The sequence below is a fragment of the Micromonospora sp. CA-248212 genome (assembly GCF_050948405.1).
Lineage (GTDB): Bacteria > Actinomycetota > Actinomycetes > Mycobacteriales > Micromonosporaceae > Micromonospora.
Window position 1 is genome coordinate 5,526,545 of the sequence record NZ_CP192023.1, and the last position, 12,666, is coordinate 5,539,210.

Annotated in this window: 10 protein-coding genes; 5 read left to right on the forward strand and 5 right to left on the reverse strand. The window is 74.0% G+C overall.

What is annotated here, in order from left to right:
• Nucleotides 1-22: 22 nt before the first annotated feature.
• Both ACQP03_RS25815 and ACQP03_RS25820 read right to left on the reverse strand, forming a co-directional pair.
• Nucleotides 23-2,920, reverse strand: coding sequence for a helix-turn-helix transcriptional regulator (locus ACQP03_RS25815; protein WP_433458806.1), 2,898 nt, complete (start codon nt 2,918-2,920; stop codon nt 23-25).
• 149 nt (nt 2,921-3,069) lie between these two features.
• Nucleotides 3,070-3,240, reverse strand: a complete 171-nt coding sequence (locus tag ACQP03_RS25820) for a hypothetical protein (RefSeq protein ID WP_357126617.1) — start codon at nt 3,238-3,240, stop codon at nt 3,070-3,072.
• Nucleotides 3,241-3,446: 206 nt separating this feature from the next.
• Here ACQP03_RS25820 and ACQP03_RS25825 point away from each other — a divergent pair, with 206 nt between their 5' ends.
• Nucleotides 3,447-4,130, forward strand: a complete 684-nt coding sequence (locus ACQP03_RS25825) for a DUF4191 domain-containing protein (RefSeq protein ID WP_355049339.1) — start codon at nt 3,447-3,449, stop codon at nt 4,128-4,130.
• 200 nt (nt 4,131-4,330) lie between these two features.
• Here ACQP03_RS25825 and ACQP03_RS25830 read toward each other — a convergent pair whose 3' ends face one another.
• The gene (locus ACQP03_RS25830) at nt 4,331-4,729 is read right to left on the reverse strand and encodes an RDD family protein (RefSeq protein ID WP_396832917.1); all 399 of its coding nucleotides are present in this window, start codon (nt 4,727-4,729) and stop codon (nt 4,331-4,333) included.
• Between the two features lie 272 nt (nt 4,730-5,001).
• Here ACQP03_RS25830 and glnA point away from each other — a divergent pair, with 272 nt between their 5' ends.
• The 3 genes from glnA to ACQP03_RS25845 all read left to right on the forward strand — a co-directional run bounded on the left by glnA (nt 5,002) and on the right by ACQP03_RS25845 (nt 7,859).
• The gene (gene glnA / locus ACQP03_RS25835) at nt 5,002-6,426 is read left to right on the forward strand and encodes a type I glutamate--ammonia ligase (protein ID WP_357170622.1); all 1,425 of its coding nucleotides are present in this window, start codon (nt 5,002-5,004) and stop codon (nt 6,424-6,426) included.
• A 105-nt stretch (nt 6,427-6,531) separates the two neighbouring features.
• Complete coding sequence (locus ACQP03_RS25840; protein ID WP_355051491.1) at nt 6,532-6,897, forward strand: PadR family transcriptional regulator; 366 nt, start codon at nt 6,532-6,534, stop codon at nt 6,895-6,897.
• A complete protein-coding gene (locus ACQP03_RS25845) occupies nt 6,894-7,859 on the forward strand; it encodes a hypothetical protein (protein ID WP_433458810.1) in 966 nt (321 codons plus the stop codon). Before ACQP03_RS25840 ends, ACQP03_RS25845 begins: the two co-directional genes overlap by 4 nt.
• Before the next feature lie 181 nt (nt 7,860-8,040).
• On the opposite strand, the gene mptB (ACQP03_RS25850) is transcribed toward ACQP03_RS25845, so the two are convergent.
• Both mptB (ACQP03_RS25850) and mptB (ACQP03_RS25855) read right to left on the reverse strand, forming a co-directional pair.
• Nucleotides 8,041-9,612, reverse strand: coding sequence for a polyprenol phosphomannose-dependent alpha 1,6 mannosyltransferase MptB (mptB, locus tag ACQP03_RS25850; protein ID WP_433458812.1), 1,572 nt, complete (start codon nt 9,610-9,612; stop codon nt 8,041-8,043).
• A 24-nt stretch (nt 9,613-9,636) separates the two neighbouring features.
• Nucleotides 9,637-11,037, reverse strand: coding sequence for a polyprenol phosphomannose-dependent alpha 1,6 mannosyltransferase MptB (mptB, locus tag ACQP03_RS25855; RefSeq protein ID WP_357170616.1), 1,401 nt, complete (start codon nt 11,035-11,037; stop codon nt 9,637-9,639).
• 44 nt (nt 11,038-11,081) lie between these two features.
• Between mptB (ACQP03_RS25855) and ACQP03_RS25860 the strand changes: the two genes are divergently transcribed.
• A complete protein-coding gene (locus ACQP03_RS25860) occupies nt 11,082-12,665 on the forward strand; it encodes a hypothetical protein (protein ID WP_396833260.1) in 1,584 nt (527 codons plus the stop codon).
• Nucleotide 12,666: the final 1 nt, after the last annotated feature.

Consider the following 12,666-nt stretch of genomic DNA (forward strand, 5'->3'; position numbering starts at 1 on the left):
CCGCTGACGGTAGCCGCTGCCGTCAACGCTGGGTGGCGGGCTCGGCCAGCAGGCCGAGGCGGTGGGCCAGCGCGGCGGCCTCCCCCCGGTTGGTGACGTCCAGTTTGGCGATGATGCGGGAGACGTGCACGCTTGCCGTCTTCGGTGAGATGAACAAGCGCTCGGCGATGCGGCTGTTGCTGTGCCCCTCGGCGACCAGCCGCAGTACCTCCCGTTCCCGGGACGTCAGCACATCCGGGCCGGCCCCGCCGGCGCCCGCCCCGCGCAGACCGACCCGCCGCGCCAGGGTGGCGGCGGCCCCGGCCAGCGGCGTCGCGCCGAGCCGCCGGGCGATCTCGGCCGCCTCGGTGATCGCCGCCGACACCTCGTCCCGCTCGCCGGCCAGGGCGGCGGCCTCGGCCAGCGCCAGCAACGCCCGGCCCAGCGGGTACGGCTGCCCGTCGGCCCGCCACGCCCGCACTGCCGTGCGCCACGCAGGCAACGTCTCGTCGTCGGCCGCCAGCAGCGCGTTGACCTGGTCGGAGTGCGCCCGAGCGGCCGGGTGCCGCGCCGGCAGGTCGGCCGCGAGCGCGGCCACGGCGGCGGCCAGCTCGACGTCACCCGTGCGGGCGGCGGTACGCGCGGCAGCGCTCAGCACCGGCCAGCCCTCGCGGGGTAGCTGCGGCAGGCTCCCGTCGGCCACCGCGACGCGAGCCGCGCGTACCGCCTCGGACACGTCGGCGGCGGCCAGCGCGGCCTCGATCCCCAGCTCGTGCAGGGGCAGTCGGTGGTTCGGCCACAGGTAGGGCCGGCCGAGGAAGGCCAACGCGCGCTCGACCAGCTCCTCGGCGCCCGGGTGCGCCCGGGCCAGCCGCAGACCGGCGCACACCTGGAGCCAGTGCAGGCCGGTCACGCCGGACAGGTCGATCCGGGCCGCCTCGGCGCACACCGTCTCCGCCTCGTCCCAGCGGCCCAAGGCGATCAGCGCCTCCGCCCGGTTGGACAGCAGGTACGCCCCGGTCGAGCGGCTGATCCCCACCCGCCGCGCCTCGGCCATCCCGGCCTCGGCCGCCTCGGCGGACTCGGCGTAGCGGCCCGCCTCGCAGAGCAGGTCCGACTGGAACACCTTGGCGAGCACCAAAGCCGGCACGTCACCGGACGCGCGCGCCGCCGCCTCGGCGCGGTCCAGCTCCGCGAGCCCTCGTCCGTCGTCCCGTTCGCCCTGGCAGAGCAGCGCGATCCGGGTCGCGAGCAGGGCCGGTTCCGCGCCCAGCGCCTGCGCGTCGGTGGCAGCCTCGGCCGCCACCCGCGCGGCCTGCGCCGCATCGATCTTGACCAGGTGGGTGGCGATGTCGGCGAGCAGCCGGACCCGCTCGACACCGGGCGGACCGCCGGCCGCCAGGCGGTACGCCTCGTCCAACTCCCGCCTGCCGTCGCTCTTGCCCAGCAGGGCCATCAGTCGGCCCCGCTGGTTGAGCAGGCGGGCGGCGCGCAACGGCGCGGCGTCGGCGTCCACTTCGGCCAGTCCGGCGCGGGTCAACGTGATGGCCCGGCTGAAGTCGCCGGCCGTCACCGCCGCGTCCAGCGTCTGCTCCAGCAACGCCAGATGGTCCATGCCCAGCAGGTCGGCCGCGTCCGGCACCAACTCCCACAACTCCAACGCCCGCTCCAGCAGGCGGCGCTGCTCGGCGTAGGCGTACCGGTCGGCGGCGGCGCAGGCCGCGACCCGTGCGGCGACGAGGGCCCGGGGATGGTCGTGCGCCGCGTACCAGTGGTGGGCGATCTCGGCCGGGGCGCGGCCGGCGACGACCAGGTGCGGCTGCGCCTCGATCGCGGCGGCGAACCGCGCGTGCAGCCGGGCGTGCTCGCCGGGCAGCAACTCGTCGTGCACGGCCTCACGGACCAGAGCGTGCCGGAACTCGTAGTCGCCGTCCCGGTCGGCCACCACCAGTTGGGCCGCGACGGCGGCGCGCAGCGCCTCCTCCAACTCGGCCTCGGGCAGGCCGGCGACCTCGGCGAGCAGATCGTGGGCGAAGCGCGTGCCGCCGGCCGCAGCGATCCGCAGCACCCGCTGGGTCGGCTCGGGCAGCCGGTCCACCCGGGCCAGCAGCAGGTCACGCAGCGTCTCGGGGATCGCCGCGCAGCCGATCGGGTCGCCGGCCACCGCCAACTCCTCGATGAAGAACGGGTTGCCCTGCGTACGCTTGTGCACGTCGTCGACGGCACGCGGTGCCGGCTCGCCGCCGAGCAGGTCGGCGAGGATCGCGGCGGTGCCGTCGCGGTCCAGCCGGCCCAGCTCGACCCGTTCGACACCGCGGGCCCGGTCCAGCTCGGCGAGGAACGGGCGCAGCGGATGCCCCCGCTGCAGCTCGTCGGTGCGGTACGTGCAGACCAGCAGCAGCCGGCCCGGCCGCGCGGCCCGGACCAGGAAACCGATCAGATCCCGGGTGGACCGGTCCGCCCAGTGCAGGTCCTCGATTACCAGCAGCAGCGGCCGAACGTCGGCGAGCCGCTGGAACAGCTCGGCGACCAGGTCGAACAGGTATCCACGCGGGGCGTCGGTCAGCGGTCCCGTTCGCGACAGGGTCGACGCCGTCGGCGTCCGGCCCAGCTCCGGCAGCAGACGGGCGAACTCCGCCTCGAAACCGGCGAAGACCTCCGGGCCGTCGGCCCGCAGCACCGCGCGCAGCGCGGCGGCGAACGGGGCGAACGGAAATCCCGCCTCCCCCAGTTCCAGGCACTGGCCGACCAGCACCCGGGTGCCGGAGGCGGTGGCCAGGGCCGCGAAGTCCTCCAACAGCCGGGTCTTGCCCACCCCCGCCTCACCACCCACCAGCACGGTGGCCGGCTCGCCCTTGCCGGCCCGACCCAGCGCGTCGTGCAGGGCCGCGATCTCGCGCTGGCGGCCGACAAGGACGGAACTCGCGGCACGGAGGGTCACGCGACCGAGCATGCCATGACCGGACGACACCGCGACCCCGCCGGCCGGCCCGCGCCATGGCGGCCCGGCCGGCGGTCGCGGCCCCGTCCCGCCGCCCCCGTTTGGCGACGGGACGGGCCGGTCGGCCGTGTCGGGTGGCGCGGTCGCGGTCACCGGCGGTCGTCGCCCGTGCGGCGGACCGGCTGGCGGCGGCCGGTCCAGGTACGGCCGCCCCGGCGCGTCATCGAGCGGGCCAGTCGCTCCGCGGCGGCCTCGGCCCGCAGCTCGGCGGCCTGGGTACGGTGCAGGGAGAGCAGGAAGTCCACGTCGTTGCCGAACATGTCAGGCTCCTTCGTCGCGTCGTCGTTCGCTGCCGACAACTCTTCGCGTGAAGGCCCCAACCCGGCATGGGCACACCGCCTCATCTCTCCCAGCGGCACCCTCCTTACTCGCCCGATCCGGGCCGCTGAGGGGACGTAAGGTACTCAGCCGGGCGGCACCCGGACGCGGATCAACCCGGGCGACGGGGACCACTAGACTCTGCGGCATGGCAAAGCCCCAGGAGAAGGTCTCGTTCGGCCAGCGGCTGAAGCAGATCGGGATGGTGTTCCAGTTCACCGCCAAGCAGGACCGGTGGTTCGCGCCGCTGGTCGCCGCAGCGGTGCTCATCCCGCTCGCGCTCACCGTGGTCGCGGTGATCCTCTGGGGCTGGATCTGGCTGCCGCTGGGCATCCTGTTCGCCCTGCTCGCGGTGCTGATCGTGCTGAACCTGCGGTCCAATGCGGCGATGATGAACGCCGCCGAGGGGCAGCCCGGCGCGGCGGCGCAGATCATGGACAACATGCGCGGCGACTGGCGGGTCACGCCGGCCGTCAGCTCCACCACCCAGATGGACATGGTCCACCTGGTGATCGGCCGGCCGGGCGTGATCCTGCTGGCCGAGGGCAACCCCCAGCGCGTACGCGGCCTGCTCGGGCAGGAGAAGCGTCGACTGGCCAAGGTCATCGGCTCCGCCCCGCTGCACGACTACGTGATCGGCCAGCAGGAGGGCGAGCTGCCGATCCGCAAGCTGCGCAACACCCTGCTGCGGCTGCCCCGCGCGCTCAGCGGCAAGGACGTCAACGCGCTGGACAGGCGCCTCAAGGCGCTCACCGCCCGTCCGCAGATGCCCAAGGGCGCGATCCCGAAGAACATGCGCCCGCCGGGCGGCGCCCGTCAGCCGCGACGCTGACCTCGTACCCGAAGAGAGCCGGACCCCCACGGGTCCGGCTCTTTCTCGCACGCCCTCGGGCCCCGGGTCCAAGATCTGCGCACCTTCCCCGATGTTGCTGCCTCCGACGCGCGGGAAGCAGCAACATCGGGGAAGCTGTGCGGATCTTGCGGGGCCCGGCCGAGCCGCGTCGGTCCCGGGAGGCGGGCAGTGCTCGGGCGTCAGGCGCGGGGGGCGTCGACGACGACCGAGTCGACGAGCCGGTCGTGTACGCCCCGGCGGTGCTGGTCCATGATCAGCGCGGGGACGACGAGCGCCAGCAGCACGCCCCGGGCCAGCGCGCGGAGCACGCCGATCCGACCCCCGTCGTGCCAGTTCACGCAGCGGACCTTGGTGATGTACATGCCCGGCGTCTGGGCGAACAGGCCGAGGAAGAGGCCGTACTCCAGGATCAGCACGAGCACCGGCGCCCAACCGTCGCGTACCGGGTCGGCGAAGATGTTGGCCACCAGCAGGCAGAGCACCCAGTCCACGATCAGCGCGCCGAAGCGCCGGCCCAGGCTCGGCGGGGTGAAGGTCGGGTCGGTGGCCGGCGCTGCCGGGACGTGCGGATTGGTCACAGCGATCAAGGGTATCCGCGTCCGAATCGAGGCCACCGAGGAGCCGTCGAGGAGCCGTCACCACAGCGTGCCGATTCGGGCCAATGACCTCAAGTGTCATTACACTGGCACAGCCGGTACGACGTTCGCGCAGGCTGAGTGCGTGGACAGGAGCATCCCTGACGCTCCGCGAGGGACGTAACACGGCAGAAACACTGAAGACATGGCCGGGCAACTCCCCGGCCATAGCGTCCCCAGGACGCTAGCCACCCGTGGACGTGCCAGGAGGATGTGTGTTCGCCAATCCCGAGGAACTGCTGCGATACCTCAAGAACGAGGACGTGAAGTTCGTCGACGTGCGTTTCTGTGACCTGCCCGGTGTGATGCAGCACTTCAACCTGCCGGTCGAGTCCGTCAACGACGACCTCTTCACCGACGGCCTCGCGTTCGACGGTTCGTCGATCCGCGGTTTCCAGGCGATCCACGAGTCGGACATGCTCCTGCTCCCGGATGTCGCCACCGCGTTCATCGACCCGTTCCGCGCGCAGAAGACGCTCGCGCTGAACTTCTTCATCCACGACCCGTTCACCCGCGAGGCCTACAGCCGCGACCCGCGCAACGTCGCGAAGAAGGCCGAGGCGTACCTGGCGGCCAGCGGCATCGCCGACACCGCCTACTTCGGCGCCGAGGCGGAGTTCTACATCTTCGACTCGATCCGCCACGAGACCTCGGCGCACCAGTCGTTCTACTACATCGACTCGATCGAGGGCGCCTGGAACACCGGCCGCGATGAGGCGGGCGGCAACCTCGGCTACAAGACCGCCTACAAGGGCGGCTACTTCCCGGTGCCGCCGGTCGACCACTACGCCGACCTGCGCGACTCGATCGTGCGCCGCCTGGTCGACACCGGCTTCACCGTGGAGCGCTCGCACCACGAGGTGGGCACCGCCGGCCAGTCCGAGATCAACTACAAGTTCTCGACGCTGCTGCACGCCGGCGACCAGCTCCAGCTCTTCAAGTACATCGTGAAGAACGAGGCCTGGGCCAACGGCAAGACCGCCACGTTCATGCCCAAGCCGCTCTTTGGTGACAACGGCTCCGGCATGCACACCCACCAGAGCCTCTGGCTCAACGGTGAGCCGCTGTTCTACGACGAGACCGGCTACGCCGGCCTGTCCGACACCGCTCGCTGGTACATCGGCGGTCTGCTGCACCACGCGCCGTCGCTGCTGGCGTTCACCAACCCGACGGTCAACTCGTACCGTCGCCTGGTGCCGGGCTACGAGGCCCCGGTCAACCTGGTCTACTCGCAGCGCAACCGCTCCGCCTGCACCCGCATCCCGGTCACCGGCGCCAACCCGAAGGCCAAGCGCGTCGAGTTCCGCGTGCCGGACCCGTCGGCCAACGTCTACCTGGCCTTCTCGGCCATGATGATGGCCGGCCTGGACGGCATCAAGAGCAAGATCGAGCCGCCGACGCCGATCGACAAGGACCTCTACGACCTCCCGCCGGAGGAGTGGGGCGACGTCAAGCAGGTTCCGGGCTCGCTGCCGGCCGTGCTCGACTCGCTCGAGGCCGACCACGACTACCTGCTCGAGGGTGGCGTCTTCACCCCCGACCTGATCTCCACCTGGGTCGACTGGAAGCGCGCCAACGAGGTCGACCCGGTGCGTCTGCGCCCGACCCCGCACGAGTTCGCCATGTACTACGACTGCTGAGCAGTCCACCGCTACACCGGCCGGGCCGGCTCCACGATCGTGGAGCCGGCCCGGCCCGCTTTGTAACGCCCCCCGATATACCTTCGGGTCCGATATATTGTCGCCGTGGACATACCGCTGCGCGAACCCACCTTCCTGATCCTGACCGCGCTCGCCGTTGAGCCAATGCACGGCTACGGACTGATCGGCGAGGTCGCCGCCCTCTCCGACAACCGCGTGTCGCTGCGCCCCGGAACGCTCTACGGCGCGCTGGACCGGCTGGTCGACGCCGGCCTCGTCGAGGTCGACCGGGAGGAGGTGGTGGACGGCCGACTACGCCGCTACTACCGCCTCTCCCCCGACGGCGACGCCACCCTCAGCGCCGAGACCGAACGGCTGCGACGCAACGTCGAGGCCGCCACCGCCCGGCTCGCCGCACGGGCCCGCGCCGCCCGACCGACCACCCCACGCCTCGCCGGAGGCCTCGCATGACCGAGCTCGAGCGCCGTTACCTCCGGCTCCTCGCCGCGTACCCCGCCGACTACCGGCGGGCCCGGGGCGCCGAGATCGTCGGCACGTACCTGGACCTGGCCGAGCCGGGCCGCCGCTGGCCCACCCCGGCGGACGCCGTGGACCTCCTCCGCGGCGGGCTCCGCCAACGGGTACGCGCCACCGGCGTCACCGACCTGGTCCCCGGGGTACACCTCGCGGCCGCCCTGGCCCTGCTCACCGCCACCACGCTCGCCGGCATGTGGACCGTGCTCGAACTGCGCCCGGCTCTGCCCGGCTTCGGCGAGCCGTCCGCCGGGCCGTTCGTCTCGCTCGGCATCGTGGCGTGGGTCGGTTGGCTCCTCGCCGCAGGTGTGCAGGCGCTGGCACCCAGCCGGTGGCACCGACGCGCGGTCGCGCTCGCGCTGCTTCTCACGGTCGCGCTCGTCCCCGCCGCCGCGCTCACCGGCCTGCCCCGTCCACCGTTGTTCGTGCTGCTCCCGCAGGTCGGGTTGGGTGTGGTCGCGCTCGGCGCGTCCCGCGCGCGGCCGGTGTCGCTGCGGGTGGCGCCATTGCTCGCCGCCGTCGTCGGCCTGGCGGCGGCCGCAAGCCTGACGCCGGGAAGTTTCGCCTGGACCTATCGCGCGGTGAGGGCGATTCTGATGTTGCAGGACACCGCCGTGGCGGTGCTCGCGATGGCCATGCTGCTCGCGGTGGGACTGGCCGTACGCGGCGACCACCGGGGCGGGTGGGCCCTGCTGATCCTGCTCACCCCCGTGGGTCTGCTGGCCCTGCTACCGCTGGCCGGGGCGGCGGACGGCATGCGGAGCGCGTTCGTCCCGAACTGGACGGCGCTCGCCGCGACGGCTGCCGTGGTCGCGCTGGTCGGCCCCGCGCTGCTACCGGTGGCCCTCGCCGTCCGCGCCCGACTGGCCCGACCCCCCGCGCCGAGCGCCCACCGCTAACCGCACCGCACCGCACCGCACCGCACCGCACCGCACCGCACCGCACCGCACCGCACCGCACCGCACCGCACCGCACCGCACCGCACCGGAATCGTGCTCGATCCTGGATGTAGTGGCCTCGAACGCGCCAGAAGCCACTACATCCATGTTCGAGCGCGATCTTCGCGCATCCGACCGGTGGTCAGGGACGTAGCGAGCGCTCCGGTGCGTGCCGCCACATCCGGAGAAGCAGGAACAGGAGCAGGACGGTCATCGCGAGAGCGCCGGGGGCCTTCGTGAAGCGGGCCAGGTTGGTGCCGTCGGGCAGCGCCAGGAAGGCAGCCACGGCGGCCGGCAGCACGAACCACGTGGTCCGGACGGCGCTGAGCGCGAGCAGGGCCAGCGGCCAGGTCGCGTACCAGGGGTGGAAGACCGGGGACAGGACGACGGTGGCGACCAGGGCCAGGCCGGCGCCGTGCAGTACCGCTCGGCACCGCGCCGCCCCGGCCGGCAACCCGCCCGAAATGGACGGCGACCCGCCCGAAGCGGCTGACAGCGCATCGCGGCCGACCGCCAGCCCGCCCGAGGCGTCCAGCAGCCCGCCTGAGCCAGCCGCCAGCCCGCCCGAACCGGTGGCAACTCGCCGCCACGTGCGCCACCAGAGGGCCACGAGCACGACCGCGAGCAGCACCAACGCGATGGCGCGGGTCACCGGCACGGCCTGCGGGTCCCGCCCGACCACCGCGCCGGCGTAGTCGACGACGAACCCGACGGCGGTGGGCGGCGATGTCCACTGTTCGGAGTCGCCGCTGCGGGTCAACCCACCCACCCAGCCGAATCCGAGGCCGGACAGCGCCGAGGTGACCAGCAGCGCGCCCAGGAGCCCGCCGCCCAGCCACGCGCCGCTGCGGAACACCGTCCGGCCGGACGCTCCCACCAGTGCCGCGAACGGCACCACCACGATTGCGCTGGCCTTCACGGTGACCGCCAGCCCGAGCAGCGCCCCGGCGAGCAGCAGCGCGGGGGGCCGGCCCGGCCAACGGACCGCCACCAGCAGCCCGCCCAGCAACAGCCCGAGCATCACGGCGTCGTTGTGCGCGCCGCCCACCAGGTGTACGCCGACCAGTGGCGCGGCCAGCGCCAGCCAGGCCGTCCGCCGGGTCGGCACTCCGGTGGCCCGGGCCAGCGGAGGCAGGCAGAGCGCGGCCAGCAGCAACCCGGCCACGGCGATGACCCGCAGCAGTACGACAGTGCCGGTGAGCCCGCCTCCGACAGTCACCGCGAGCGCCGCGAGCAGCACGAACACCGGGCCGTACGGCGCCGGCGTGTCCCGCCAGATCGGTGCCACCGTCTCCCCCCACGGGCAGCCGGCCGCCGCCACCGGAACGGCGTACGGGTCGACACCGTGCGCGTAGGTCCAGCCCTGGCAGGCGTACGAGTAGACGTCCCGGCTGCCCAGGGGCGGCGCGAGCAGCAGCGGCAGCGCCCACAGCCCGGCGGTGACGTACGCCCACCGGCTCGACGGCGCACCGGCGCGCAGTGACCACCAGGCGCCGACGAGCAGCGCGGTGCCGACCAGCCAGCAGGCCAAGGTTGCCGCGCCGCCCGGGGCTCGCCAGATCGACACGGGCGTGACGTTCAGCGGGGCGTCGGGCAGCGCCCCGCCGAGGTACCCGGCCACGGCGAGCAGGACCGCGCCGACCAGGCCGGCGTACCGGGCAAACCGGGCGGCCAGCAGGCCGGGAACCGGCGAAGGCGCGCCGGGAGTGGTCACCGGCGCACCTTCCCCCTGGTCGACCTAGTCGGCGGCGACCGGTTGGCGGGCCGCCCGAGCCGACCGTACCAACCGGATGGCCAGCACGATCACCAACAGCGTCATCAGTGGCGCCCCGACCGTCTTGGTGTAGCGGGGCAGCCCGGTGCCATCGGGCAGCACCAGGAACGACGCCACCAGCGCGACGACGATGAACCATCCGGTACGCCGGGCGGTGGCCGCCAGCACCGCGAGCGGCCAGACCCAGTACCAGGGGTGGAACAGTGGCGCGAGGGCGACCGTGGCGGTCAGCGCCACGGCGGCGTACCACAGCGGCTCCCTGGTGCGGGCCCGCCACCACAGCCACACCAGCAGCACCGCCAGCACCGCGACGCCGACCCCCCGGGTGACGGCGAGCGCGTCGACGTGCCCGCCGAAGGGCACCGCCAGGTAGCCGACGGTCTGCCCGACCGCCGTGGACGGCGACGTCCAGGCGATCACGTCACCGCCGCGGGCCAGCCCACCGACCCAGCCGAAATCGAGGCCGGCGGCGAAGGTCACCCCGACCACGACGGCGACCGCGCCGCCGACCACCCAGCCGCCATGGCGGATCAGCGCGCGGATCGAGTACCCGCCGACGATCGCGGCCAGCGCGGCGAACGGCACCACGACCAGCGCCGTCACCTTGATGCCGGCGGCGAGACCGAGCAGCACGCCACCGGCGAGCAGCGGGCCGGGGCGTCCGGGCCGGGAGGCGATCACGGCCAGCCCGGCGACGAGCAGGCCGACCATCAGGGCGTCGTTGTGCGCGCCGGAGACCAGGTGCACGGCGACCAGCGGGCAGGCGAGCGTCAGCCAGACCGCCCGGGAGGCCGGTACGCCCACCCGTCGGGCCAGCACCGGCAGGCTGACCGCCATCAGCGCGACCCCCGCCACGGCGATCAGCCGGAACACCACGATCGCGCCGGTCAGCGAGCCGGTGGCCTTGACCACCGCGCCGGACAGCACCACGAACAGCGGCCCGTAGGGCGCCGGGGTGTCCCGCCAGATGTACGAGATGGTGTCCAGCCAGGGGCAGGGCAGCGCGGAGACACCCTGCTCGTACGGGTTGATCCCGGCGGCGTAGCTGGCGCCCTGGCAGGCGTACGCGTAGACGTCGCGGCTGGCCAGCGGGGGCGCGATCAGCAGCGGCAGCAGCCAGAGCCCGACGGTGACCAGCGCCCAGCGGGTCGACGGCACGTCGTCGCGCAGCGACCACCAGGCGTACGCCAGCAGCCCGGTGCCGACCAGCCAGGCGATGAGCACCAGCGGTCCGTTCGCGCCCTGCCAGATGCTGACCGGGTTGCTGCGCAGGGGCGAGTCGGGCAGGGCGCCGCCCAGGAACGCGGCGACGGCGAGAAGCACCGATCCCGCCAGTCCGGTCCAGCGCGCGAGGTGGTGAGGCACGCCGGACATGCTGCCAGTACGGTTGTCGCGGTACGGAGGTGGGCATGCGGCGCAGTCGGGTGGTGGCGGTGGCCGCCGGTTGCTCCGTCGTGCTCGGCGCGCTCTGGTTGGCCCTGCCGCTGATGGGCTCGGACCTCTCCGCGCAGGTCGCCCGCGCCGACTTCTTCGCCGCCCACGGCCTCACCCCGGTGGATCTGCGCTGGTACGGCGGGGTGCAGCAGTTCGGCTACAGCCTGGTGTCGCAGCCCGTGATGGCGGTGCTCGGTGTGCGGGTGACCGGCGCGCTGGCGCTGGTGGCGTCGGCGACCGCGCTGGCCGCGCTGCTGGTCCGCAGCCTGGTGCCGCGTCCGCTGCTGGGCAGCCTGATCGGCGTGGTCACGCTGGCCGGCAACCTGGTCTCGGGCCGGGTGACGTACGCCCTCGGTGTCGCCTTCGGGCTGGCTGCGCTGGTCGCGCTGACTCGGGGCGTACCCCCGGGTCGTCGTGTCGCGTTGGCCGCGGCCGGCGCGTTGCTGGCCTCGGCGACGAGCCCGGTGGCCGGCCTGTTCGTCGGCCTGGCGGGCGCGGCGCTGCTGCTGGCCCGCCGGTACGCCGACGGGCTGGCGCTCGGCGTCGCGGCGGCCGTGCCGCTGGGCGCGACCGCGGTGCTCTTCGGCGACGGCGGCTGGATGAACATCAGCCGCACCGACACCCTGCGGGCGGTGGTGACGAGCCTGCTGGTGGCGGCGCTGGTGGCGTACCGGCCGGTGCGGTTCGGCGCGCTGCTGGCCGCCGCCGGGGTGCTGGTCGCCGCCGGAGTGCACACGCCGGTGGGGTTGAACGCGACCCGGTTGGCGACGATGTTCGCGCTGCCGGTGCTGGCCGCCGCCGCCCGCCCGCCGGCCTGGCTGTCGACCCGCCTGGCCCGCCGGCCGGCTGTCGGGCCCGTGCCGGCCCGACTGTTGGGTGGGATCGGCCTGGCCGCGCTGCTGGCGGCCGTCTGCGGGTGGCAGCCGCCGGTGGTCCCGGCGGACCTGCGGAGCATCGGCGACCCGACCAGCGCGCCCGGCTATCACGCGCCGCTGCGCGCGTTCCTGGCCGGGCAGCGGCTCACCGGCCGGGTGGAGGTGCCGCCGACCCGCAACTACTGGGAGGCGGCCCGCCTCGGTGAGGTGCCGCTGGCCCGCGGCTGGCTGCGGCAGGCCGACATCGACCGCAACCCGCTCTTCTTCACCACCGTGCCGGGCGCGACCGGCACCGGCGTGCCGCTCACCCCGGCCAGCTACCGGGCCTGGCTGGCGGAGAACGCCGTGCAGTACGTGGCGGTGCCGGACGCCCCGCTGTCCTGGGTGGGGCGGGCCGAGGCGGAACTCGTCGAGGGCGGCCTACCGTACCTGACCCCGGCCTGGTCCGGCCCGCACTGGCGGGTCTGGGCGGTGGCCGACCCGACGCCGCTGGTCGCCGCGCCCGCCGAGCTGGTCCGCGCGGACGGCGCGGCAGTCACCTTCCGGGCCCCGACCGCCGGCCCGGTGGCGGTCCGGGTGCGGCACAGCCGCTGGCTGACCGCGTCCGGCGGCGCGACCGTCGCCGCCGACGGGGACTGGACCAGCGTCACCGTCCCCCGCGCCGGCGACTACACCCTCGGCTGAT

What these genes read in the sequence shown, in the direction of transcription:
- ACQP03_RS25820 (WP_357126617.1), bottom strand. Translation starts at nt 3,240, where the DNA reads ATGTTCGGCAACGACGTGGACTTCCTGCTCTCCCTGCACCGTACCCAG.
- ACQP03_RS25825 (WP_355049339.1), top strand. Translation starts at nt 3,447, where the DNA reads ATGGCAAAGCCCCAGGAGAAGGTCTCGTTCGGCCAGCGGCTGAAGCAG.
- ACQP03_RS25845 (WP_433458810.1), top strand. Translation starts at nt 6,894, where the DNA reads ATGACCGAGCTCGAGCGCCGTTACCTCCGGCTCCTCGCCGCGTACCCC.
- ACQP03_RS25860 (WP_396833260.1), top strand. Translation starts at nt 11,082, where the DNA reads ATGCGGCGCAGTCGGGTGGTGGCGGTGGCCGCCGGTTGCTCCGTCGTG.